Below are 25171 nucleotides of genomic sequence, written 5' to 3' on the forward strand. Positions count from 1 at the left end.
CGCCGCCTCGCGCCCTCACCAGCCCGGCGGCGGCGAGGAGGGCGGCGGAGGCGGCCCGAAGCCCGGGGGCGGCGGGCCGAAGCCGCCGCCGCGGGCGTCGTGCGGGGCCTGGTGCGAGTACGGCGAGTACGGCGGCTGTCCCGGGGCCCACGGCGCCCCAGGCGTGCCCGCCGGGTCCTCGGGCCCGCGCCGCGCGAGTACGGGCACCAGCAGAAGACCGGCGACGAGCTGGAAGAACCACGTCACGATCTGCAGCTGGGGGCCGGTGTCCAGGTCCCCGAAGCGGTCGAGCAGGTCGAACCGCGTGGCGAGCGCCACCCCGGCGGCACCCGCGGCGACCAGGATCGCGGCGGTGATCAGCCCCAGCGGCCGTACGTGCGGGGCCCGCGCCGGGCCCCCGGCCGCGGCCGCCAGCGCGATCGCCGCCAGGACCACGGCCACCCAGCCGCCCGGCATCCACAGCAGCGGCAGATGCGGCCCGGTGAACCGCGCCCGGTACTGCTCGCCCGACAGCTCCACGGCCCAGTAGATCTCCCAGGCGGCCATCACCAGCCCGGCCGCGCCGAGCACCAGCAGCGCGGTGACCGCGGCGCCCGGGCCCGGCCTCCCGCGCGGCCCCGGCGGACCGGGCCGGCGTCCGGCGGCGGCCGTGATCACCAGCGCCGGCCCGGCCGCCAGCGCCGCGAAGGTGCTGAGCAGGGCCCGCCGGTGCAGATCGTGCAGGGCCGTCGAGTCCGTCCAGTCGTCGTGGTGGAGCACCCACAGGGACGAGACCCGCAGCAGCGCGGTGACGGCCCCGACGCAGCACAGCACCGCGGCGGCCGAGGGTGCGCGCGGGACGACGGCCGCCGCCACCGCGTAGACCAGCAGGAGGACCGGGTCGAGGATGCCGGTGGTCAGCGGGGAGCGGGGGCCGCGCCGGGGCGCGCCGACCCAGAACCACCACAGGTCCGTCAGGCTTCCGGCGGCGTGGACGTCGCGGGCCAGCCACGCGGCGGTGATCAGCGCGAGCAGGGCGCACAGGACGGCACCGGTCAGCCGGGCCCCGGCCGTGAGTGTCTGTGGCTGCGTCATGCCCCTGTGCCGTCCCCCCGGTTGGCGTGGCGAGCGCCTGCTCGGCGAATCCTCCACCCACGGCGCTCGGATGGACAAGAGGGGCGCGCGGCACGGGCGTTGGGCGGGGGCCGGACAGGGAGGCTGACCGCCCCGTCCGGCCTACGGCACCCGCACGGCCGTACGGTGTTCAGCGTGGCGTGTTCGTATATCGGTGTTGCTTCCGTCAAGTTGCTTGCTTGTTAACGAAATTGATGGGCATTTATGGAGCCATGTCGCCCGCTCCGACGGACTGTCAAGCACGCAGGCGCCTCAATGTGCGCAATCTTGTGCCAAGTTCTCCCTTGATCACACACCAGCATGCTCAAACCTCTTGACGCACAAGGCCGGGCCCATGAATGTTCCGGTCAATCAATGACGCTTTCGGGCGCCGTTCGACTCTCTCGGTGCGGGGGCTATGCGCGATGACGAGTTCAACCCAGGCCGCCACTGAACCAACCGATCCCCTTCCGTCCGGCGGGGATCCGGGCACGGGCACGGGACTCAACGCGACCGAACTCATGGGACGTTCTCCCGGCCGCCTCGCATGGGCGCGGTTCAAACGCGACCGGGTGGGGATCGCCTGTGCCGTCACGGTGCTCGCGTTCCTTCTCCTCGCTTTCGCCGCGCCCTTGATCGCGAAGGTGTACGGGAAAGATCCTTATCAGCTCTACGGCCAGGACCGCGGGCTGCTGAACAGCTACGGCATTCCGCTCAAGCCCAACGGCGGAATCGACGGGGACTTCTGGTTCGGTGTCGAGCCGAACCTGGGCCGCGACGTGTTCACGCTACTGATCTACGGGATCCGGACCTCGCTGTTCATCTCGCTGGCCGTCACCGTGGTCTCGGTGGCCACCGGTGTGCTGATCGGCCTGGTCCAGGGCTATCTGCACGGCAAGACCGACTACTTCCTGGGCCGGTTCTCGGACCTGATGCTGTCCTTCCCCCAGCAGCTGTTCTTCATCGCCTTCACCCCGGTGATCGTCGCGCTCTTCGTCTCGCCGCGCGACGAGGAGCCCACCTATGTGCGAATCGTGGCGCTGATCCTGGTGCAGTTCCTGCTCGGGTGGATGGTGGTGGGCCGGCTGGTGCGCGCCCAGGTGCTTTCGCTGCGCGAGCGCGAGTTCATCGAGGCGGCCCGGCTCAGCGGCGCGTCGAACTGGCGGATCATTCGAAAAGAGATCTTGCCGAACATCTGGTCGACGGTCCTCGTCCAGTCCACACTCCTCCTCCCGGCCAATGTCACGGCGGAGGCGGGACTTTCCTTTCTGGGCGTCGGCATCCAGCCGCCCACCCCGGACTGGGGACTGCTTTTCCAGTCGGGCGCCTCGTACTTCGAGTCCGACGTCACCTTCATGTTCTTCCCCGGCATCGCGATGCTGATCTTCGTCGTCGCCTTCAACCTGCTCGGGGATTCGGTCCGGGACGCACTCGACCCCAAGACCGTCCGCTGAACCGTCCACATCCTGACAGGCAGGAATCAATGAGAATTCGCAAGGCGCGCTACGCCTCCGCGTTTCTGGCGGTGGGTGCTCTGACACTGTCTGCTGCGTGCAGCAGCGGCGGGGCCGACGACGAGAAGAAACCTGCGGGCGACGAGAAGAAGGCGTCGGTGCAGAACTTCGGCCTGGGCACCAAGGCCGACTCCACCGGCCCGGCGGTGCCCGTCGCGGGCGCCAAGCCGGGAGGCACGGCCTACGACCTGGACCAGGCGGGCTTCGACTACCTCGACCCCGGCCAGCAGTACGTGAGCGACATGCTCTCGCTCCAGCTGCTCTACAACCGCTCGCTGACCGGCTACAAGATCGACGCCAAGACCGGAAAGACGATTCTGGTGGGCGACCTCGCCACCGACACCGGCACCTCCTCGGACGGCGCCAAGACCTGGACGTACACCCTCAAGGACAACCTGAAGTTCGAGGACGGCACGCCCATCACGTCCAAGGACATCAAGTACGGCATAGAACGGCTCTTCGCGGACTACCAGACGCAGGGCCCGCAGTACGTGCAGAAGTGGATGCTCGGCACCGACTACCGCAAGGCCTACAAGGGGCCGTACGAGGGCAAGGAGCTGCCCGACACGGCCCTGGCGACCCCGGACGACAAGACCGTCGTCTTCCACTTCAAGGAGCCGCACGCGGACGCCCCGTACGCGATGTCCATGCCCAACGTCTCCCCGGTGCCCAAGGCCAAGGACGACAAGCAGAAGTACAACAACCACCCGGTCGCCTCGGGCCCGTACCGGATCGCCGACTACAAGCCCGGCAAGTCCCTCTCCTTCGTGCGCAACACCAACTGGGACCCCAAGAGCGACCCGATCCGCAACGCCTACCCCGACAAGTGGGAGTTCCAGCTCGGGATCTCCGAGCCGGGTCTCACGAACCGGATGACCGCCCAGTCCGGGCCCGACAAGTACGCCGTGAACATGTCCGGCTCCGCCGACCCCTCGAAGATGCAGACGCTGACGACGGACTCGCAGTACAAGTCGCGGATCGTCAACGAGTACCAGCCGTACGTCGAGGTCATCAACATCAACACCAAGCGGATCACCAACCCCAAGGTCCGCCAGGCGATCATGTACGCCTTCCCGATGCAGCAGATCCAACAGGCCTTCGGCGGCGGCGCGCAGGGCGAGCTCGGCACAACGCTGATCAGCCCGACGGTGGCGGGCTGGAAGAAGTTCGACCCGTTCGGCAAGCTCGACAAGCCCATGGGCGACCCGGAGAAGGCCAAGCAGCTCCTGAAGGAGGCCGGGGTCAGCACCCCGGTCAAGCTCTCCTACGCGTACGCCAACACCCCGCGCTGGCAGAACGTCTCGCTGACCCTGCAGAAGGCGCTGGAGAAGGCCGGCTTCCAGGTGGAGCGCAAGGCCATCGACCCGACCTCGTACTACACGGTGGTCGGCAAGGTGGACACGCCGTACGACATCTACCGCACCGGCTGGGGCGCCGACTGGCCGAGCGCCTCCACCGTGGTGCCGCCGACCCTGGACGGCCGCAACCTCCAGGACGGCACCAACAACTACTCCTTCCTCAACGACCCGAAGGTGAACTCCGAGATCGACCGGATCATGGCGCTCACCGACATCACCAAGCAGAACGACGAGTGGCGCAAGCTCTCCGAGTACGTGCTCCAGACCGACACGTCGCAGATCCCGTTCATCTACGACAAGTACTTCAACCTGCACGGCGACGGCCTCGGCGGCGTCACCTACAACCAGGTCTTCGGCACCATCAACCCCAGCACCATCTTCGTGAAGCAGTAGCAGTGGCGGCCCGGTCCCCGGCCCGCCTCACGGGCCGGGGACCGCATACAGACGGAAGAGTCCGATGCTCCGTTTCCTCGTGCGACGACTGCTCGGCGCCGCGGTCATCCTGCTGCTGATCAGCGCCATCACCTACTTCCTCTTCTTCTTCCTGCCCTCCGACCCCGCGCTGCTGTCCTGCGGCAAGAACTGCGACGCACAGAACGTCGCCCTGATCCGCAAGAACCTCGGGCTCGACCATCCGATCTGGGTGCAGTACTGGCACTTCATGGTCGGCATCTTCGCCGGGCGCGACATGCCCGTCGGCAACTGCCCCGCGCCCTGCTTCGGCTACTCCTTCGCCGACCAGCAGCTGGTGTGGAGCACCATCTCCGACCGCTATCCCACGACGCTCTCCCTCGGCGTCGGCGGCGCCGCGATCTTCCTGACCGTCGGCGTCGGGCTCGGCCTGGTCTCCGCCTGGCAGCAGGGCCGGCTCTTCGACCGGGTCGCCAGCGCGGTCTCGCTGCTCGGCCAGTCCGTGCAGATCTACTTCATCGGCCCCATCGCCATCCTGGTGCTCTCCACCAAGACGCACCTGCTCGACCGCGGCCACGACCCGCACTGGACCAGCGACCCGGCGGACTCGGTGTCGGGGCTGCTGCTGCCCTGTCTGATCCTCTCGGTGATCTTCTGGTCCAACTACAGCCGGCAGACCCGTTCGCTGATGGTCGAGCAGATGTCGGAGGACCATATCCGCGCGGCCCGCGCCAAGGGCATGAGCTCGGCCTACGTCTTCCTGCGGTACGCGATGCGCGGCGCGATGGCCACCGTCGTCACCATCTTCGGCGTCGACCTCAGCGCGGTGCTCGGCGGCGCGATCATCACCGAGGTCACCTTCGGCCTCCACGGCCTGGGCTCGCTCTCGGTGCAGGCCGTGCTCCGCAGCGACCTGCCGCTGGAGATGGCGGTGATGCTCATCGGCGCCACGATCATCGTCCTCTGCAACATCGTCGTCGACATGGCGTACGCCTTCATCGACCCGCGGATCCGGCTCTCCTGATCCTCCCGAGAGCACGTCGACCCTCACGGTCCCGCAACCTCGGGACCCCGGCACCTGCGGAGGAGAAACCGTCCGTGAGCACCCTCAGCCAGCCCGAGGCGAAGCCGTCCGCCGGCGCGTCCCGCGGCTTCCTCTCGGTCCGTGACCTGTACGTCCACTTCGCCACCGAGGACGGTGTCGTCAAGGCCGTCGACGGGCTCTCCTTCGACCTGGAGCGCGGCTCGACGCTGGGCATCGTCGGCGAGTCGGGCTCGGGCAAGTCGGTCACCAACCTCGCCGTCCTCGGGCTGCACAACCCGCGCAACACCACGATCCGGGGCGAGATCCTGCTCGACGGGCAGGAGCTGACCGGGGCCTCGGAGCGCCGGCTCGCCCAGCTGCGCGGCAAGAAGATGGCGATGATCTTCCAGGACTCGCTCGCCGCGCTCTCGCCGTACTACACGGTGGGCCGCCAGATCGCCGAACCGTACATGAAGCACATGGGCGCCTCCCGCAAGGAGGCCAGGGAGCGGGCCGTGCAGATGCTCGGCAAGGTCGGCATCCCGCAGCCCAGGGTGCGGGTCGACGACTATCCGCACCAGTTCTCGGGGGGAATGCGCCAGCGCGCGATGATCGCGATGGCGCTGGTCTGCGACCCCGAGCTGATCATCGCGGACGAGCCGACCACCGCCCTCGACGTGACCGTCCAGGCGCAGATCCTCGACCTGCTCAAGGACCTCCAGCAGGAGACCGGGTCGGCGATCGTCATCATCACGCACGACCTGGGCGTGGTGGCGAAGACCGCGGACCGGGTGATGGTGATGTACGCGGGGCGCTGTGTGGAGCGCGGCACGGTACGGGAGATCATGCGCACCCCGCGCCACCCCTACACCTGGGGGCTGCTCGGCTCGATCCCCCGGCTCGACTCGCCCGTCGACCTGCCGCTGGTGCCGATCCCGGGCACCCCGCCGAGTCTGCTCTCACCGCCGCCGGGGTGCCCCTTCCATCCGCGGTGCGCCTTCCCCGACCGGGTGCCGGGCGGGGTGTGCGGGTCGGTCCGCCCGGTGATCGAGGAGGACGAGCCGCACGGGGCGGCCTGCCATCTGACGTCCGACCAGAAAACCACCATCTTCGCCGAGCAGATCCGGCCGCGGCTGCGCTGACCCCGAGCAGGAGTCGAGAACACATCATGAGCGAACAGCTGAGCCTCACCAAGGTGCCGGGGCCGCGCGACGAGGGAGGCGGGCCGGGCCCGGAGCCGTCCGCGCCGCTCCTGGAGGTGGCCGGGCTCGTCAAGTACTTCCCGATCACCAGCGGTCTCGTCCTCAAACGCCACGTCGGGGACGTACGGGCGGTGGACGGCGTCGACTTCGGTATCGGGCAGGGCGAGAGCCTGGGCCTGGTGGGCGAGTCCGGGTGCGGCAAGTCGACCACCGGGCGGCTGATCACCCGCCTCCTCGAACCGACCCGGGGCACCATCACGTACGACGGGCGCGACATCAGCCACGCCTCGCGCAGGGAGCTGGCGCCGATCCGGTCCGAGATCCAGATGATCTTCCAGGACCCGTTCGCCTCGCTCAACCCGCGCCAGACCGTGGGCGACATCATCTCCAACCCGATGGCGGTCAACGGCGTCAGTCCGCCGGGCGGCCGGGAGAAGCGGGTGCGCGAACTGCTGGAGATCGTCGGGCTCAACCCCGAGCACTACAACCGCTTCCCGCACGAGTTCTCCGGCGGCCAGCGCCAGCGCATCGGGGTGGCCCGGGCGCTGGGCCTGCGGCCGCGGCTGATCGTGGCGGACGAGCCGGTCTCCGCGCTCGACGTCTCCATCCAGGCGCAGGTCGTCAATCTGCTCCAGGACCTCCAGCGGGAGATGGGGATCGCCTTCCTGTTCGTCGCCCACGACCTGGCGATCGTGCGGCACTTCTCGCAGCGGGTGGCGGTGATGTACCTCGGCCGGATCGTGGAGATCGGTGACCGGGACTCCATCTACAGCGGCCCCCGCCACCCCTATACGCACGCGCTGCTGTCCGCCGTGCCGGAGGCGGTGGTGGACGACGAGGGCGAGGGGCGCGAGCGGATCCGGCTGGCCGGTGACGTGCCGTCGCCGATCGATCCGCCGTCGGGGTGCCGGTTCCGTACGCGGTGCTGGAAGGCGGCCGAGCGGTGCGCGACGCAGACGCCGCCGCTGGTGCGTCTTGAGGGCAACCGGGAGGGGCATCTGACCGCGTGCCACTTCCCCGAGGAACCGACGGTCGCGGCGCGGGGGGAGGATGTGGTGCTCGATCCCGCGCTCGCCGCGATCGAGGAGGCGACGGACACGGCCCGTTGACCCGAGCGGGTGCCTCCGCGGATCGTCTGCGGCCCGGTGGTGGGTTGCCCGCGCAGTTCCCCGCGCCCCTCAATACCCAGGTCGTCTGCGGACCGTGGACGGCTGGTCGCGCAGTTCCCCGCGCCCCTGAAAGGCTCGGCTGCGCCTTCGCGTTCACCGGGCCCCCTGAGGGACGCGGGGCCCCACAGCGCCACAGACGCAGGCGAGAGGCGAAGGCGCAGCCGAGCACATCAGGGGCGCGGGGAACTGCGCGAGCAACCCACCACCCCGCCGCAGACAAAAACCGGGCCCACAAGGGGCGCGGGGAACTGCGCGACCAGCACACCACCGCGCCGCAGACGAAAACCGGGCCGCAGGCAAGCCAGCACCGGCCCGCGGGTTAAAGCGGCTACTCCGGCACCACCCTCCGCTCCTCCGCGAAGTGGCACGCCGACGGATGCTGAGCCGGGCCCGGCGCCAGCCGGAACGCCGCCGGTACCGCCAGCAGAGGCACCTCCAGCGCACACCGCTCCTGCGCCTTCCAGCACCGCGTACGGAACCGGCACCCGGAGGGCACGTTCGCCGGGCTCGGCACATCCCCGGAGAGGATGATCCGCTCACGCCGCTCCCGCGCGGACGGGTCCGGCACCGGCACCGCCGACAGCAGCGCCTGCGTGTACGGATGCGTCGGATGGTCGTAGATCTCCTCGTCCCGCCCGGTCTCCACGATCCGGCCGAGGTACATCACCCCGACCCGGTCGGAGATGTGCCGCACGATCGACAGGTCGTGCGCGATGAACACGTACGACAGCGAGAACTCGTTCTGCAGGCGCTCCAGCAGATTCACCACCTGCGCCTGCACCGACACGTCGAGCGCGGATACCGGCTCGTCCGCCACGATCACCTCGGGCCGCAGCGCGAGCCCCCGCGCGATCCCGATGCGCTGGCGCTGGCCGCCGCTGAACTGGTGCGGGTAGCGGTTGATGTACTCCGGGTTGAGCCCCACCACGTCCAGCAGGTCCTGCACCTTGCGGCGCCGGTCGCCCTTGGGAGCCACCTCGGGGTGGATCTCGTACGGCTCCCCGATGATGTCACCGACCGTCATCCGGGGATTCAGTGACGTGTACGGGTCCTGGAACACCATCTGGATGTTGCGGCGCACCGCCCGCAGCGCGCGCCCGGACATCGCCGTGATGTCCTCGCCCTTGTACTTGATCTGCCCCGCCGTCGGCCGCTCCAGGTTCACCAGCATCCTGGCGACCGTCGACTTGCCGCACCCCGACTCCCCCACGATGCCCAGCGTCTCGCCCGCCGCGAGGTCGAAGGAGACCCCGTCCACGGCCCTGACCGCGCCGATCTGCTTCTTGAAGAGGATGCCCCGGGTGAGCGGGTAGTGCTTGACCAGGTCGCGCACTTCCAGAATCGCCTCAGTCATCCAGGCACTCCTTCCAGAAGTGGCACGCGCTCCTGCGGTTCTCGGAGACGACCGCCAGCGGGGGGACGTCGGTGCGGCACACGTCCCGCGCCATCGGGCAGCGCGGATGGAAGGCGCAGCCGGGCGGGATGTGCATCAGGTTCGGCGGCAGGCCCTTGATGGCGTACAGCTCCCGCCCCTTCTGGTCCAGGCGCGGGATCGACCGGAGCAGGCCCTTGGTGTACGGGTGCGCGGGCGCCCGGTAGATCTCGTGGACGGGGGCCTCCTCGACGATCCGGCCCGCGTACATCACCGCGATCCGGTCCGCGACGTCCGCGACCACCCCGAGGTCATGGGTGATCAGGATCAGCCCCATGTTCATCTCGCGCCGGAGCTCCGCGAGCAGGTCCATCACCTGGGCCTGGACGGTCACGTCGAGTGCGGTGGTCGGCTCGTCCGCGATGATCAGCGCGGGCTCCAGCGCCATCGCCATCGCGATCATGATGCGCTGGCGCATACCGCCGGAGAACTGGTGCGGATACTGGTTGACCCGCTCCTTGGCCGCCGGGATGCGCACCCGGTCCATCAGCTCCACGGCCTTGGCCCTGGCGTCCGCCCGGGACATCCCCCGGTGCACGGTGAACATCTCGGCGAGCTGCGCTCCCACGCTCAGCACCGGATTGAGCGAGGACAGCGCGTCCTGGAAGATCATCGCCATCCCGGAGCCCCGGATCCCGCGCCGCTGGTCCTCCTTGAGGGTGAGCAGGTCCCTGCCCTGGAAGACGATCTCGCCCCCGGTGATCCGGCCCGGCGGCATGTCCAGGATGCCCATCACCGCCTGCGCGGTCACCGACTTGCCCGAGCCGGACTCGCCGAGCACGGCCAGCGTCTCACCGGCCTCCACCGAGTAGGTCACCCCGTTGACGGCCCTGGCGACGCCGTCGCGCGTCCTGAACTCGACCTGGAGGTCGCGCACTTCGAGCAGCATGGCGTCCAACTCCTCAGCGCAGCTTGGGGTCGAGGGCGTCGCGCACCGCGTCGCCGAGCATGATGAACGCCAGCACCGTGACCGCCAGCGCCCCGGCCGGCCACAGCAGCATGTGCGGGGCGTTGCGGATGTACTGGGAGGCGGCCGAGATGTCGATGCCCCAGGAGACGGACGGCGGCTTCAGCCCGACGCCGAGGTAGGAGAGCGTGGCCTCCAGGGAGATGTACGTACCGAGGGCGATGGTCGCCACGACGATCACCGGGGCCACCGCGTTGGGCGCGATGTGCCGTAGCAGCATCCGCGTGTTGGAGGCGCCGAGCGCGCGGGCCGCCTGGACGTAGTCGTTCTGCTTGGCGGTGATCACCGAACCGCGCGCGATCCGGGCGATCTGCGGCCAGCCCAGCAGGATCATGAAGCCGATCACCGGCCAGACGGTCGTGGAGGTGACCACGGAGAGGAAGACCAGACCGCCGAGCACCACGGGGATGCCGAAGAAGATGTCGGTGATCCGGGAGAGCAGCGCGTCCCAGCCGCCGCCGAAGAACCCGGCGAGCCCGCCCAGGACCGAGCCGAAGAGCGCGACCCCCAGGGTGGTGCAGACGCCGACGGTGACCGAGGTGCGGGCGCCGTAGACGGTGCGGGTGTAGACGTCGCAGCCCTGGCCGTCGTAGCCGAAGGGGTGGCCGGGCCGGGAGCCCAGCTGGGCCTTGGACAGATCGCATGTGAGGGGGTTGCCGGAGGCGATCAGGGACGGCCACAGCGAGATGACGACCAGGAAGAGGATGATCAGGCCGGAGACGAGGAAGACGGGGTTGCGCCGCAGGTCCCGCCAGGCGTCGCCCCACAGACTGCGCGGCTTTCCGGCCGGGCCGGTGCCCTCGGGGCCGCCGGGGGCCCCCTCCAGGGACGCGCCTTCGCTGATCGCGAGGTCCATCGCGCCGCTGGTGCCGGTGGGCGCGATGGCCTGCTCGTCGACGCCGCCCGCACCGGTCGCGGCGACGCTGCGTTCGTCGAAGTCGGGCTCAGGCATAGCGGATCCTCGGGTCGAGTACGGCGTAGAGGAGGTCGACGACGAGATTCGCCACCAGGAACACCAGCACCAGAACGGTCACGAACCCGACGACGGTCTGGGTGCTCTGACGCAGGATGCCCTGGTAGAGCTGGTAGCCGACGCCGTGGATGTTGAAGATCCGCTCGGTCACGATCGCCCCGCCCATCAGGGCGCCCACGTCCGTACCGATGAAGGTGACCACCGGGATCAGGGAGTTGCGCAGCAGATGCCGGGTGATCACCCGGCGCCGGGGCAGGCCCTTGGCGACGGCGGTACGGACGTAGTCGGCGCGGGAGTTCTCCGCGATCGAGGTCCGGGTGAGCCGGGTGACGTACGCGAGCGAGACCGAGGCGAGGACCAGGCCCGGCAGCAGCAGCTCGTCGAAGGGGGCCTCCGGGGAGACCGACGGCTTGATCCATCCCCACTCGACGCCGAGCAGCAGCTGAAGCACCAGACCGGTGACGAAGGTCGGGATCGCGATGACCACCAGGGTCAGGATCAGCACGGCGGTGTCGACCGGCCGGCCGCGCCGCAGACCGGTGACCACGCCGAGGGTGATGCCGATGACGATCTCGAAGAGGATGGCGATGATCGTGAGCCGGATGGTGACGGGGAAGGCGGTCGACATCAGCTCGGTGACCTTCTGGCCGTTGAACGCGGTCCCGAAGTCACCGGTGAACACGTTCCCCATGTACGTCGCGTATTGCTGCCAGACCGGCTTGTCGAGGCCGAACTCCGCCTTGAGGCGGGCCGCGGTCGACGGGTCGCACGCCTTGTCGCCGCAGAGCCCCGCGATGGGGTCGCCCATCACGTTGACCATGAGGAAGATCAGCAGCGTGGCGCCGAAGAAGACCGGGATCATCTGCAGCAGACGCCGGATCACATACCGTCCCATGAACCGCTCCGAGAGTCGGGGAAGGGGCCGGGCCCGGCGCGGGGCACGCGCCGGGCCGTACCGCCGTCGGCGTCAGCTGACCTTGATCTCGTTGTAGACGGGGACGCTGAAGGGGTTCAGAGCGACGTTGGAGAGCCGGGAGGAGTAGCCGGCGCTGCCGTTCTGGTACCAGAGCGGGATGGCGCCCATCTGGTCGCGGAGCACGCCCTCGGCCTTCTGGAAGAGGTCGATGGCCTTGGCCTTGTCCGTCTCGGCGTTGGCCTCGTTCACCAGCTTGTCGAACTCGGCGTTGGTCCACTTGCCGTCGTTGGAGGAGGCGTTGGTGTAGTACAGCGGCTGGAGGAAGTTCTGGATCAGCGGGTAGTCCATCTGCCAGCCCGCCCGGAACGGTCCCGACATCTTGCTCTGGGTGATCTGGTTGCGGAAGTCGGCGAAGGTGCCGACCGGGTTGCCCACGCACGCCCGGTCGTTGCCCAGCGCGTTGTTGACGCTGTTGCAGATGGCGTCGATCCACTCCTTGTGCGAGCCGGTGTCCGCGTTGTACGAGATCTTCACCTGGCCGCCGGGGATCCCGCCGCCCTCCTCGATGAGCTTCTTCGCGGCGGCCGGGTCGTACGTGCAGGCGTCCCCGCACAGGCCCGCCTTGTAGCCGCCGTCCGCGCCGAGCACGGGCGAGGTCCAGTCGGTGGCCGGGGTGCGGGTCTTCTGGAAGATCGTGTCGGTGATCTGCGCGCGGTTGATCGCCATCGACAGGCCCTTGCGGACCTTCGCCGCGCCCGGGGTGTTCCAGGCGTCGTCGTAGTACGGGAAGGCGAGCGTCTGGATGATGCCGGCCGGGGTGTTGATGTACCGGTCCCCGAGGTCCGCCTTGACGTTCTTGAGCTGGGAGGCGGGCACGTCGTCGACGAGGTCGAGGTTGCCGGCGGTCAGGTCGGTGTAGGCGGTGTTGTTGTCGGTGTAGACCTTGAGGTCGACGCCGCCGTTCTGCGCCTTGTCCGGCCCCGGGTAGCCGTCCCACTTGCGCATCTCCAGCTTCGAGCCCTTGGTGTACGAGTTCACCGTGTACGGGCCGTTGCCGACCGGCTTGGACAGCCATGCCGCGTGGTTGTCGAAGAAGGCCCTGGGCAGCGGGGCGAAGGCGGCGTAGCCGAGGGTGTCGGGCCAGGTGGAGAACTTCTGGTTGAGCTTGACGGTGAAGGTGCGCTCGCCGGTGACCTTCAGCCCGGACAGGCTCTCGGCGCTGGGGTCTCCCTTGTCGGGGTGGGTCTTGTCGTAGCCCTCGATGTACCCGAAGAAGTAGGCGTTCTTCTGGTTGTTCTTGAGGTTGGCGCCGTAGTTCCAGGCGTCCACGAAGGACTTCGCGGTCACCTTCTCGCCGTTGGAGAACGTCCAGCCGTCCTTGACCGTGATGGCGAAGGTGGTCGAGTCGGTGGTCTCGATCTTCTCGGCCAGCATGTCCTTGGCCTCGCCGGTCTTCGGGTCGTACCGCTTGAGGCCCCGGAAGAGCATGTCGAGGACCTTGCCGCCCTGCACCTCGTTGGTGTTGGCGGGCTCCAGCGGGTTCTGCGGATCGCCCCAGGACGAACTCACGATGCCGGAGGCGCCCCCGCCACCGCTGTCCCCGCCACCGCAGGCCGTCGCCGCGAGAGCGACGACCACCGCACAGGCGGCCCACTTGGCGTGCGTGGCTCCGCGCATTGGAGTCCTCCTAGAGTCCCAAGTCTGACTTAGGCCCAAATATCACCCCAGGAGGGGAAGGGACGCACCTCTGCCGCACCCACATGGGCGTGGGCGTGCTCCGTACGGGGCGCGCGCCGCAGGAGGGCGCGGGGGACCGGCGCGGGCATACGCCGAAGGGGCGCCCGCAACCGTGTGGTCGCGGGCGCCCCTTCGGTGCGGCGCGGGCGGGACGCGGTCAGGCCGCGCCCACCACGTCCTTCTCCTCGGCGAAGTGGCACGCCGACTCGTGCGCGGCCGGGGTGTCCTGACCCAGGAAGCGCTCGGGCACGGCGAGCAGCGGCACCTCGGTGGCGCAGCGCTCCTCCGCCTTCCAGCAGCGGGTGCGGAAGCGGCAGCCCGACGGCGGGTTGGCCGGGGACGGCACGTCACCGGTGAGGATGATCCGCTCCCGGTGCTCACGGGCGTCCGGGTCCGGCACCGGCACCGCGGAGAGCAGCGCCTGGGTGTACGGGTGCGTCGGGTGCTCGTAGATCTCCTCGTCGGAGCCGATCTCGGCCAGCTTGCCGAGGTACATCACCCCGACGCGGTCCGAGATGTGCCGGACGATCGACAGGTCGTGCGCGATGAAGAGGTAGGAGAGGTTGAACTCGTCCTGCAGCTTCGCCATCAGGTTGATGACCTGCGCCTGGACCGACACGTCGAGCGCGGAGACCGGCTCGTCGCAGATGATGATCTCGGGATTGAGCGCGAGGCCGCGGGCGATGCCGATGCGCTGGCGCTGACCGCCGGAGAACTGGTGCGGGTAGCGGTTGATGTACTCGGGGTTGAGGCCCACCACGTCCAGGAGCTCCTGGACCCGGCGGCGCCGGTCGCCCTTGGGAGCCACCTCGGGGTGGATCTCGAAGGGCTCCCCGATGATGTCGCCGACCGTCATCCGCGGGTTCAGGGACGTGTACGGGTCCTGGAACACCATCTGGATGTTGCGGCGGACGGCCTTCAGCGCGCGCCCGGACAGCTTGGTGATGTCCTGGCCCTTGTAGAAGACCTCGCCGGCGGTCGCCCGCTCCAGCGTCATCAGCAGCTTGGCGACGGTGGACTTGCCACAGCCGGACTCGCCGACGATGCCGAGCGTCTCGCCCTGGTAGAGGTCGAAGGAGACCCCGTCCACGGCCTTGACCGCGCCGATCTGCTTCTTGAAGAGGATGCCCTGGGTCAGCGGGAAGTGCTTGACCAGGTTGCGCACCTGCAGGATCGGCTCGCCGCGGTCGACCTTGGCGTCGAGGAGCGCCTCGACCTCGGTCGTCGTCGAGGCGTCCTTCTTCACGACGTCCGTGACGCTGGGAGTCGCGTCCACGGCCTCGTCCTTCTTGGCCGGCTCAGCCATGGATCGTCTCCTTCCAGAAGTGGCAGGCGCTGCCGCGGCCGGTCAGGACCGTGCCGTCGGCCTCGGTGACCTGGTGCAGCGGCGGGGCGTCCGTACGGCAGATGTCCTGGGCCTTGGGGCAGCGCGGGTTGAAGGCGCAGCCCGAGGGGACCTTGAGCAGGTTGGGCGGCAGGCCCTTGATCGCGTAGAGCTCCTGGCCCTTCTGGTCCAGGCGCGGGATCGAGTCGAGCAGACCCCGGGTGTACGGGTGCGCCGGGCGCTTGTAGAGCTCGTGCACCGGTGCGGTCTCCACGATCCGGCCCGCGTACATCACGGCGATCTTGTCCGCGACGTCGGCGACGACGCCGAGGTCGTGGGTGATGAGGATCAGGCCCATGTGGTACTCGCGCTGGAGCTCCGCGAGCAGGTCCATGACCTGCGCCTGGACCGTCACGTCGAGCGCGGTGGTCGGCTCGTCCGCGATGATCAGGTCGGGCTCCAGGGCGAGCGCCATCGCGATCATGATGCGCTGGCGCATACCGCCGGAGAACTGGTGGGGGTAGTCGTTGACCCGCGCCTTGGCGGCGGGGATCTTGACCTTGTCCATCAGCTCGATGGCCTTGGCCTTGGCCACCTTGCGGGAGGCGCCCTGGTGGACCCGGAACATCTCGCCGAGCTGGTAGCCGACGGTGAGCACCGGGTTGAGGGAGGAGAGCGCGTCCTGGAAGATCATCGCGATCTTCTGGCCACGGATCTTCCGCCGCTCCTCGCCGGACATCTTCAGCATGTCCTTGCCGCGGAACAGGATCTCGCCCTGCGGGATGCGGCCCGGGGGCATGTCCAGGATGCCCATGATCGCCTGCGCGGTCACGGACTTGCCGGAGCCGGACTCGCCGAGGACGGCGAGGGTCTCGCCGGCCGAGACGGTGTAGTTGACACCGTTGACGGCCTTGGCGATGCCGTCCCGGGTGTGGAACTCGACGTGCAGATCGCGGACTTCGAGGAGCGGCGCGGAGTCGCCCTCGGAACGCGGGGCGGGTACACCCGCCGTTTTCTCAATGATGGTCATGGAGTACGCCCTCCCTAGCGCATCTTCGGGTCGAAGGCGTCGCGGACCACGTCGCCGAGCATGATGAACGCCAGCACGGTGATGCTGAGCACGGCGGCGGGGAAGAGCAGGGCGTGCGGGGAGGTCAGGAACCGGTCCTGCACGTCACTGATCATCAGACCCCAGGAGATGTTGGGGTGCTGGATGCCGATGCCGAGGTAGGAGAGCGCCGACTCCGCCGAGATGTAGACACCGAGGTTCATCGTCGTGACGACGATGACCGGGGCGAGCGTGTTCGGCAGGATGTGCCGGAACGCGATCCGCTTGGTGTCCGCGCCCAGCGCCTTCGCCGCCATCACGTAGTCGTTGTGCTTGTTGGCGATGACCTCGCCGCGCATGATCCGGTACACCTGCGGCCAGCCGAGCACCGCGAGGATGAACGACACGGACCAGGGGTCGCCGCCACCGATGATCGACATGATCAGCAGGGCGCCGACGATGAGCGGCAGCGCGAAGAAGACCTCGGTGACGCGGGAAAGGATCGCGTCGATCCAGCCGCCGCGCAGACCGGCGATCATGCCGAGCAGCGCGCCGAAGAACGTCGTCATCAGCGTGGTGGCCACGCCGACGATGATCGAGTTCCGGGTGCCGAAGACCGTACGCGTGTAGATGTCGCAGCCCTGGAGGTCATAGCCGAAGAGATGACCGGAGGTGGGCGGCTCCATCGAGTTCTGCAGCTGGCAGAAGCCGTCGCTGAAGGGGCTGCGCGAGGTGAAGAGGCCGGGGGCGATCGCCAGCGCCAGCAGGATCACGATGACGAAGCCGGAGATGAGGAACATGGGCCGCTTGCGCAGGTCCATCCAGCCGTCGCGCAGCAGGCTCGCCTGGCGGGCCGCCGCCTTCTCCTCGGCCTCGGCCGCCTTGTCGCTCACCGTCGCGTCGGCCGGGGCGGCCTTCTCCATGGTCTTCTCACTCATAGCGAATCCTCGGGTCGAGCACGGCGTAGAGAAGGTCTACGACGAGATTGGCCACCAGGTAGATCAGGACGAGCAGGGTGACGATTCCGACCACCACGGGACGCTCGCGCAGATAGACGGACTGGGCCAGCTGTCCGCCGATACCGGGCAGGTTGAAGACCCGCTCCGTGATGATCGCGCCGCCCATCAGCGCACCCAGGTCCATGCCCAGGAAGGTGACGACGGGGATCAGCGAGTTGCGCAGCGTGTGGATGCCGATCACCCGGCGCCGGGGCAGGCCCTTGGCGATCGCGGTGCGCACGTAGTCCGCGCGGATCGACTCCATCATGCTCGCGCGGGTGAGTCGCGCGATGTACGCCATGGAGGTCGAGGCCAGCACGAAGGCGGGCAGCATGTAGCTGGTGGGCCAGCCGTCGTCGACACCGGCGACCGGGGTGATCTTCCACTTGACGCCGAACTCCAGCTGGAGCACGTTGCCGAGGACGAACACCGGGATCGAGATCAGCAGCAGCGTGCTGATGAGGACCAGGTTGTCGAGGAACTTGCCCTTCTTCAGCGCCGCGAAGATACCCGCGACGATGCCGATGACCGCCTCGATGCCGAACGCGGTGAGCGCCAGCTGAAGGGTGACCGGGAAGCGCTCGCTGACGATCTCCGAGATCGAGCGTCCGGTGTAGGTCGTGCCGAGATCACCGGTGAAGACACCACTGATGTAGTGCCAGTACTGCACGATCTTCGGGTCGTTCAGGTGGTACTGCTCGCGCAGCATGGCCGCGATGTTGGGGTCGGCGCGCTTCTCGCCCGCCAGGGCCTGGATCGGGTCGCCCTTGAGTGCGAAGACCAGGTAGAAGATGAGGAACGTAACGCCTATCAGTACAGGGATCGCCTGCAGGATACGGCGCACGACGAATCGGCCCATCGGTTCTCCAGAGGGGTGCTGACTCGCCCGGTGCCGGTGAGGGGTGGCAGTGCGGACGGCTGGACGGCAGACAGGGTGGGCAGGGAGAGACCTCCAATGGACTCCCCCTGCCCACCCTCAGCCCGTTGGATCACGGGCTGGATCGCTCAGCTGAGCTTGACGGTGTCCCAGAGGACGTCGCCACCGGCGATCTTCATGCTCTTGATCTTCGAGCTGTAGCCAGCGTTGAGCTTGTAGAAGTACACGGGGATGTACGGCATCTCGTCGAGCAGGATGTCGTCGGCCGCCTGGTACCCCTTGACAGCCTCCTCCGGGGTCTTGCCCTGGTCGCCCTGGACGAGAAGCTTCTCGAAGTTCTCGTTCGTGTAGCCCGCGTAGTTCGAGCCGTTCTCGATGGCGTCCTTGGAGAAGATCGGCCGCAGGTAGTTCTCCGCGTTCGGGTAGTCCATGTTCCAACCCATACGGAACCCGCCGCTGTACTTCTTGGCGTCCAGGTCGTTCAGGATGGTCTGGAACTGCTCGAACGGCTTCGCGGTGACCTTGATGCCGAGGTTCTGCTGGATCTGGTTGGCGACCGCCTCGATCCAGCCCTTGTGGTCGCCGTCGGCGTTGTAGCCGATCTCCAGCGTGTTGTTCGGCAGGCCGCCGCTCTTGGCGTAGAGCTCCTTGGCCTTGGCCGCGTCCAGCTTGCACGCGTCGGCACAGGCGCCCTGGCGGTAGCCGGTGATGATCGGGCTGATGAAGTCGTCGGCCGGCATGCGGGAGCCGAGGAAGATCTTGTCGGCGATCGCCTTCCGGTCGATCGCCATCGAGATCGCCTTGCGGAGGTCCTTGTTCTTGAAGGCGTCGTTGTACTTCAGCGGGAAGCCGATGTAGCCGACGCCGGAGTCCGACTCGTCGATCGCGCGCTCGCCGAGGTCCTTCTTGTACGTGGCCAGGCCGGACGTCGGGATCGAGTCGTCGATGTCCAGGTTGCCCGCGACCAGGTCCTTGTAGGACGTGTCGGAGTTCGAGTAGATCTTGAAGTTGATCCCCTTGACCTCGTACTTCGAGGCCTCCGGGTACTTGTCGTACTTGACGACGGAGATCTTGTCGTTGTGCTGGAACTTGCCCGACATCTTGTACGGGCCGTTGCCGATCGGCGCCTCGCCGAAGGCCTTCGGGTTGTCGAAGAACACCTTCGGGAGCGGCATGAACGCCGAGAAGGAGAGCTGCGAGGTGAAGGCGGAGAACGGCGTCTCCAGGGTCACCTGGAGGGTGTTGTCGTCGACGGCCTTGAGGCCCGACATCTCCTTGGTGGCGACCTTCTTGCCCTTGCCGGGGTTCAGGTCCTTGAAACCGGCGATGTGCGAGAAGAGCGGGTTGGTCTGCTGCGCGTTGTCCTGGTTGGCGCCGTAGTTCCAGGCGTCGACGAAGGACTTCGCCGTGACGGCCTCACCGTTGTGGAAGGTGTAGCCGGGCTTCAGCTTGATCGTCCAGACCTTGGAGTCCTTGGTCTCGATCGACTGCGCCAGGTCGTTGACGACCTCGTTCTTCTCGTTCAGCTTGGTGAGACCGGTGAAGACGGCCTTGACGACCTCGCCACCCTCGGTCTCGTAGGTGTTCGAGGGCACGAGCAGGTTCTGCGGCTCGCCGATCTCCATGGAGATGACGCCGTCCGAACCCCCCTTGCCCTTGCTGTCACCGTCGCCGCCACCACAGGCGGTCGCAGCCAGGGCAACGATCGCCGCACCCGCGACCCACTTGGCGCTCTTGGCACCACGCATGGGTTCCTCCTCATGAGTCCACTTGTCACAACAAGAGGGGCACAAAAAGATCGCCGACACCCCTGACGGCGATCGATCAAACGCCCCGAGTGTGCTCGTGAGTCGGCACTCCCCACAGTGCGTGACCCATTGACCCGAGCTCAGTGGAGCCAACTATTAAGTACGGCCGGGCTGTAAACCACACTTAAAGGGTCTCGTTTTGACAACATCAGGTCAGGCCAACAGTCCGAAATCCGGACAAACAGAGCACAGACAGACACCCCCGAAACGGACCGTTAACACATCTTCCGGAGAGCGACGCTCGATATCCGAACAGCGTGTAGGGGAAAACAACTTGACCGCGCGAGGCGCGGAAGGCAGGGTGCGCGCCCCCGGCGGACCCCACCGTACGACAGCGGCCCGGCCCCCCGCGAAGATCGCGGGAGGCCGGGCCGTGGAAGCCCTAAGGGCCCTGGCTCAGCCGTGCTTGGCGCGCGAGGCCGTGCGGCCGCGCTCCTTCTGGTCCAGGACGACCTTCCGGATACGGACGGCCTCCGGGGTCACCTCGACGCACTCGTCGTCGCGGCAGAACTCCAGGGACTGCTCCAGGGAGAGCTTGCGCGGCGGGACGATCGCCTCGAAGGAGTCGGCGGAGGAGGAGCGCATGTTGGTGAGCTTCTTCTCCTTGGTGATGTTGACGTCCATGTCGTCGGCGCGCGAGTTCTCGCCGACGATCATGCCCTCGTACACCTCGGTGCCCGGGTCGGTGAAGAGCACACCGCGCTCCTGGAGGTTGGTCATCGCGAAGGCGGTGACGGCGCCCGCGCGGTCGGCGACCAGCGAACCGTTGTTACGGGTCGTCAGGGTGCCGAACCACGGCTCGTGGCCCTCGTGGATGGAGTGCGCGATGCCGGTGCCGCGCGTGCCGGTGAGGAACTCCGTACGGAAGCCGATCAGGCCGCGGGACGGGACGACGAACTCCATGCGGACCCAGCCGGAGCCGTGGTTGGACATGTTGTCCATCCGGCCCTTGCGGACGCCCATGAGCTGCGTGACGGCGCCCATGTGCTCCTCGGGCACGTCCACCGTGAGGCGCTCGACCGGCTCGTGCACCTTGCCGTCGACGAGCTTGGTGACGACCTGCGGCTTGCCGATGGTCAGCTCGAAGCCCTCACGGCGCATCTGCTCGACCAGGATGGCCAGCGCCAGCTCACCGCGGCCCTGCACCTCCCAGGCGTCGGGGCGCTCGGTGTCCAGCACGCGCAGCGAGACGTTGCCGATCAGCTCGCGGTCCAGGCGGTCCTTCACCTGGCGCGCGGTGACCTTGCGGTCCTTGACGGCCGCCTTGGCGGAGGCGCCCTTGCCGGTGCCGCCACGGCCGACCAGCGGCGAGGTGTTGGTGCCGATCACCATGGAGATCGCGGGCTCGTCCACCGTGATCAGCGGCAGCGCGACCGGGTTCTCGGGGTCGGCGAGGGTCTCACCGATCATGATGTCCGGGATACCGGCGACCGCGCAGATGTCGCCCGGGCCCGCCACCTCGGCGGGCTTGCGGGTGAGCGCCTCCGTCATCATCAGCTCGGTGATGCGGACGTTGGAGATCGAGCCGTCGCGCTTGATCCAGGCCACGGTCTGGCCCTTGCGCAGCTCGCCCTGCTCGACGCGGAGCAGCGCGATGCGGCCGAGGAAGTTGTCGGCGTCGAGGTTGGTGACGTGGGCCTGGAGCGGCGCGTCCTCCTCGTACGTCGGGGCCGGGACGTGCTCCAGGATGGTGGAGAAGAACGGCTCCAGGCTGGTGGAGTCGGCCGGGACCGTGCCGTCCTCCGGCTTGGTCAGCGAGGCGATGCCGTCGCGGCCGCAGGCGTAGACGATCGGGAACTCGATCTGGTCCTCGTCCGCGTCCAGGTCCAGGAACAGGTCGTACGTCTCGTTGACGACCTCGTCGATCCGGGAGTCGGGGCGGTCCGTCTTGTTGATGCAGAGGATGACGGGCAGCCGCTGCTGGAGCGCCTTGCGCAGCACGAAGCGCGTCTGCGGCAGGGGACCCTCGGAGGCGTCCACCAGCAGCACGACCGCGTCCACCATCGACAGACCGCGCTCGACCTCACCACCGAAGTCGGCGTGGCCGGGGGTGTCGATGATGTTGATCGTGATGGGGGCCCCGCCGTCCTTGGGGTGGTACTTCACCGCCGTGTTCTTGGCGAGGATCGTGATGCCCTTCTCACGCTCCAGGTCGTTCGAATCCATCATGCGGTCGTCGAGGGACTCGGCGGCGTGCGCGGCGAAGGAGCCGGCCTGCTTGAGCATGGCGTCGACGATGGTCGTCTTGCCGTGGTCGACGTGGGCGACGATGGCGACATTGCGGATGTCGTGGCGCGTGGGCATGCTGGCTGGCGCTTCTCTCGATCGGGAATCAGGCGTCTGACGGTCGAAGCCTCGTCCGCCCGCCGGGCGCGAACACGCCACGGCTAGTCCTATGGTACGGGGCTGGCGCGCCGGAGGCCTCCCGGGCCGAACCTGTGATCGTTTCTCGGGGTGCGGGGAGCTGCGGAGCAGCCCTGGTCGAGGCCGCCCCATGGCCGGGTCAAGGGCAGGTACGACCTTGCCCGCCGGCGGACCGACGGGCAAGGGACTTGAGCCAGTTCTGAGGTTGTGACCTGCTGTTTCTCAGGGCGAGCGGTGATCTTTTCCGTTACTTCTCAGACCTCTTCGGGGCAATACCCGACTTCTTGAAGCCGATGTCCTGGAAGAGCGGGGTGGCGAACCCGAAGGCGCCCGCGTTGGCCACATTGGGCTTCACCGCGACCAGCTGGGGGCGCTGGTAGAGGGGGATGGAACCGGCCGCCGCCCAGATGCGGGCGTCCGCCTTGCGGACCAGATCGCGCGCCTCGCCTTCGTCGAGCTCCCCGGCCGCCTGGTCGAAGAGCTGGTCGATGTGGTCGGTGCCGACCCTGGTGTAGTTCTGCTCGACGACCAGCGAGCCGTCGGAGGCGGGCTCGGGCTTGGCGAAGACCGGCCGGTCGTCGGTGGCCGGGTAGGCGGTGCCGGGCCAGGAGTACAGCGCCAGGTCGAAGTCGCCCGAGGCGATGTGGTCCTTGAAGTAGCTGTCGTCGGCCACCTTGGAGACCTCGGTGCTGATCCCGACGGCCCTGAGCATCTGCGCGATCCGGTCGCCCACCGCCCGCAGCGACTCGGAGCCGGGACCCGACGGCAGGACGAACCGCAGGGTGAGCGGCTTGCCGTCCTTGCCGAGCGGCCCGCCCGCCGCCGGGGCCGCGGTGCCCTTGGGGGCGTACGCGCCGGGGGCGCCCCCCTTGTGCTGGGCCTCGGTGCGGTGGGCGTCGCGGCCCGTGCCGCGCTCCTTCCCGCCGCCCGCCTCGTCCCGGTCGGCGGCGCCCCGGTGGCCGGAGCCGGCCTCGTCCAGCGCGTCGGCCTGCCGCATCAGGGCGATCTCCTGGAGGGCGGCGGCGCGGGCCGGGGCGAGTACGTGCGTGTCGGCGCCGGGGCCGGAGCCGCCGGGCCGGTTGTCGCCCGGCCTGTCGTCGCCCGCGTCGGAGCCCTCCCGGCCCCGCGAGGAGCCCTCGGGCCTGTCCTCGTCCGCGTAGTACGGGCCCTCGCCGACCTTCGCGCCGCCCACGGAGTACAGGTTCGGGCTCGACCGGACCCGCTTGCTCTTGTCGTCGCCGACGATGTAGGTGCCGTCGTCCCCGGCGCTCTCCCGCTTGGCGTCGCCGTCCGCGCCGGCGCCGGACGCCTTGCTGCCCGCCTTGGTCGTGCCGGGCTTCTGCCGGGCGCCGCCGGGGGTCCAGCCCGCGTCCGCGAGCAGGGCCTGCGCCTCGTGGGTGTCCTGGCCGCCGAGCGCGCCGCTGTTGTCGGCGTACGCCGGCTGGCCGGCCAGCGCCAGATGGCTGCCGGGGGGCCGGGCGGGCAGCCCGAGCGGCTTGAGCACCATCTCCGCCAGCTCCTGGCGGTCCAGCGCCCGGGCCACCGCCCGGCGCACCCGCTCGTCGGAGAGCGGGCCGGAGCTGCCGTTGAGGGCGAGCTGGGTGTAGGCGGGCTCCAGGGACTTGCGGATGGTGAGCCGCGCCAGGCCCGTCTGCTCGTCCGCGTACCGGGCGACGGCCTCGCGGCTCTGCCTGCGCACCCGCACCTCGGCCTCGGCCCGCTCCTCGTCGGAGCCGTGCGCGACGGCCCAGGAGCGCAGCGCGGAGGCGGGGGTGAGGGCGGCGTCGGCGCCGTGCGCGATGCCGGGGCCGTCGGCGCCCCGGCCGGCGTCCTTGTCGCGTCCGGCCTGGGTGATGCGGTCGGCGGCGGACCGGTCGATCTCGGCCACGTCCAGGCTGCCGTCGGCGAGGGCGGCGACCCGCTTGTCGCGCGGCACGGCCCGGAAGACCAGCTCGTCGAGCTTGCTGGGCCGGCCCCACCAGCGCGGGTTGCGGGCGAGGGTGAGGGTGCCCCTGTCGCGGTCGGAGGCCTTCAGGAGAAACGGTCCTGCGGTGGCCTTCAGCTTGCCGCGGGCGCCGTCGTTGAAGGCGTTCGCCGTGCCGGTGACGTCCTTGGGGTAGAGCGGGCTGAACAGGGCGCGCCAGTCCGCGTACGGCTTGGCGAAGGTGACCTTGACCTCCAGGTCGTTGGCGCCCTTCTCGATCTTCTCGATCCGCTCGTACCCGGCGTTGCGCGCGGTCCAGAACGCGGTGTCGCGCCCGCTCAGCGCCCGCCACTGGGCGACGAAGTCGGGTGCGCCGACCTCGCGGCCGTCGCTCCACACCGCCTTCTGGTTGAGCTTGTAGAGCACGACCTGCTTGGGCTCGCGCTGAACGACCTCCGCGCTCTCCAGATAGTCCGGATTGCGCTGCGGGCGCCCGCGTTCGTCCAGGGTGAAGAGGGACGGCAGCACCGCGCCGGTGACGCGCGCGGTGGCGGCGTCCGCGTCGGCCTGGAAGGCGTTGAGCGTCTGGGGCATCGCGTCGACGGCCCAGCGCAGGGTTCCCCCGTCGGCGACCTGGGGCCGGGCCGCCGCGCCGATGTCCTGGGGCGCGACGACCGCGCCGGCCTCGTCGTCGCCCGAGGAGCAGCCGGTCAGGGCGGGAAGCGCCAGCACACCGGAGGTGAGGAGCGCGACGGACCGGAGCGACGCGACGGTGCGGATCGCGGCGACGGTACGGGTCGCCCGGGAAGATGCCCTCCCGCGCTGGACGCCGACGTGGGGCATGTCTGTACCTCTTCGTCAGTTTTATCTACTTGGTGGCATTTCGCGATGATCACACGTATTGCCCACCCACTGAAGAGGACGCCGCCCCCGCCCGTACGGCGACACGGCGCGGCGGCGGCCGGATCCCACCCATGCGGCGCAACGAGGGGCGCGTGCGACGGGGTGTGCGCCCCGGGAACCCGGTGCACAC

Annotated in this window: 18 protein-coding genes; 5 read left to right on the forward strand and 13 right to left on the reverse strand. The window is 68.8% G+C overall.

All coding sequences use genetic code 11. From position 1 onward, the window contains the following. Positions 1–15 precede the first annotated feature (15 nt). Entirely contained in the window at positions 16–1074 is a 1059-nt protein-coding gene (locus ACZ4MU_RS06125) for a hypothetical protein (RefSeq protein WP_467871549.1), read from the reverse strand. A gap of 443 nt (positions 1075–1517) precedes the next feature. Between ACZ4MU_RS06125 and ACZ4MU_RS06130 the strand changes: the two genes are divergently transcribed. From ACZ4MU_RS06130 to ACZ4MU_RS06150, 5 genes are all read left to right on the forward strand, one after another. After that, the gene (locus tag ACZ4MU_RS06130; protein WP_467871551.1) at positions 1518–2546 is read left to right on the forward strand and encodes an ABC transporter permease; all 1029 of its coding nucleotides are present in this window, start codon (positions 1518–1520) and stop codon (positions 2544–2546) included. A gap of 29 nt (positions 2547–2575) precedes the next feature. Then, positions 2576–4357, forward strand: coding sequence for an ABC transporter substrate-binding protein (locus ACZ4MU_RS06135; protein WP_467871554.1), 1782 nt, complete (start codon positions 2576–2578; stop codon positions 4355–4357). 64 nt (positions 4358–4421) lie between these two features. Next, positions 4422–5399 (forward strand): ABC transporter permease, encoded by a 978-nt coding sequence (locus tag ACZ4MU_RS06140; RefSeq protein ID WP_467871557.1) that lies wholly within the window; start codon positions 4422–4424, stop codon positions 5397–5399. Positions 5400–5473: 74 nt separating this feature from the next. Next, a complete protein-coding gene (locus tag ACZ4MU_RS06145) occupies positions 5474–6541 on the forward strand; it encodes an ABC transporter ATP-binding protein (protein ID WP_467871560.1) in 1068 nt (355 codons plus the stop codon). A 26-nt stretch (positions 6542–6567) separates the two neighbouring features. After that, positions 6568–7710, forward strand: coding sequence for an ABC transporter ATP-binding protein (locus tag ACZ4MU_RS06150; protein WP_467871562.1), 1143 nt, complete (start codon positions 6568–6570; stop codon positions 7708–7710). 388 nt (positions 7711–8098) lie between these two features. Here the strand turns inward: ACZ4MU_RS06150 and ACZ4MU_RS06155 are convergent, their stop codons facing one another. The 12 genes from ACZ4MU_RS06155 to ACZ4MU_RS06210 form a co-directional block, all read right to left on the reverse strand. After that, on the reverse strand, positions 8099–9124 hold the full coding sequence (locus ACZ4MU_RS06155; protein WP_467871565.1) for an ABC transporter ATP-binding protein: 1026 nt from the start codon (positions 9122–9124) through the stop codon (positions 8099–8101). Further along, complete coding sequence (locus ACZ4MU_RS06160; RefSeq protein WP_467871567.1) at positions 9117–10091, reverse strand: ABC transporter ATP-binding protein; 975 nt, start codon at positions 10089–10091, stop codon at positions 9117–9119. The genes ACZ4MU_RS06155 and ACZ4MU_RS06160 overlap by 8 nt, the downstream gene beginning before the upstream one ends. 13 nt (positions 10092–10104) lie before the next feature. After that, positions 10105–11025 (reverse strand): ABC transporter permease, encoded by a 921-nt coding sequence (locus ACZ4MU_RS06165; protein ID WP_467872253.1) that lies wholly within the window; start codon positions 11023–11025, stop codon positions 10105–10107. Positions 11026–11113: 88 nt separating this feature from the next. Then, positions 11114–12037, reverse strand: a complete 924-nt coding sequence (locus ACZ4MU_RS06170) for an ABC transporter permease (protein WP_467871570.1) — start codon at positions 12035–12037, stop codon at positions 11114–11116. Between the two features lie 72 nt (positions 12038–12109). After that, complete coding sequence (locus tag ACZ4MU_RS06175; protein WP_467871572.1) at positions 12110–13735, reverse strand: peptide ABC transporter substrate-binding protein; 1626 nt, start codon at positions 13733–13735, stop codon at positions 12110–12112. 217 nt (positions 13736–13952) lie between these two features. Continuing rightward, entirely contained in the window at positions 13953–15101 is a 1149-nt protein-coding gene (locus tag ACZ4MU_RS06180; protein ID WP_358836002.1) for an ABC transporter ATP-binding protein, read from the reverse strand. Continuing rightward, positions 15094–16149 carry an ABC transporter ATP-binding protein gene (locus ACZ4MU_RS06185; protein WP_467871576.1) on the reverse strand — a complete coding sequence of 352 codons (1056 nt, stop codon included), beginning with the start codon at positions 16147–16149 and terminating at the stop codon, positions 15094–15096. The genes ACZ4MU_RS06180 and ACZ4MU_RS06185 overlap by 8 nt, the downstream gene beginning before the upstream one ends. A 14-nt stretch (positions 16150–16163) precedes the next feature. Further along, on the reverse strand, positions 16164–17105 hold the full coding sequence (locus ACZ4MU_RS06190) for an ABC transporter permease (RefSeq protein ID WP_467871579.1): 942 nt from the start codon (positions 17103–17105) through the stop codon (positions 16164–16166). Then, on the reverse strand, positions 17098–18024 hold the full coding sequence (locus tag ACZ4MU_RS06195; RefSeq protein ID WP_467871581.1) for an ABC transporter permease: 927 nt from the start codon (positions 18022–18024) through the stop codon (positions 17098–17100). The genes ACZ4MU_RS06190 and ACZ4MU_RS06195 overlap by 8 nt, the downstream gene beginning before the upstream one ends. 146 nt (positions 18025–18170) lie before the next feature. Then, positions 18171–19790: a peptide ABC transporter substrate-binding protein gene (locus ACZ4MU_RS06200; RefSeq protein ID WP_467871583.1), complete on the reverse strand. Its 1620-nt coding sequence runs from the start codon at positions 19788–19790 to the stop codon at positions 18171–18173. Between the two features lie 456 nt (positions 19791–20246). Next, the gene (gene typA, locus ACZ4MU_RS06205; RefSeq protein ID WP_389890161.1) at positions 20247–22154 is read right to left on the reverse strand and encodes a translational GTPase TypA; all 1908 of its coding nucleotides are present in this window, start codon (positions 22152–22154) and stop codon (positions 20247–20249) included. 307 nt (positions 22155–22461) lie between these two features. After that, positions 22462–24981, reverse strand: a complete 2520-nt coding sequence (locus ACZ4MU_RS06210) for an ABC transporter family substrate-binding protein (protein WP_467871587.1) — start codon at positions 24979–24981, stop codon at positions 22462–22464. Positions 24982–25171: the final 190 nt, after the last annotated feature.

Source organism: Streptomyces sp. NPDC026377, assembly GCF_055567715.1.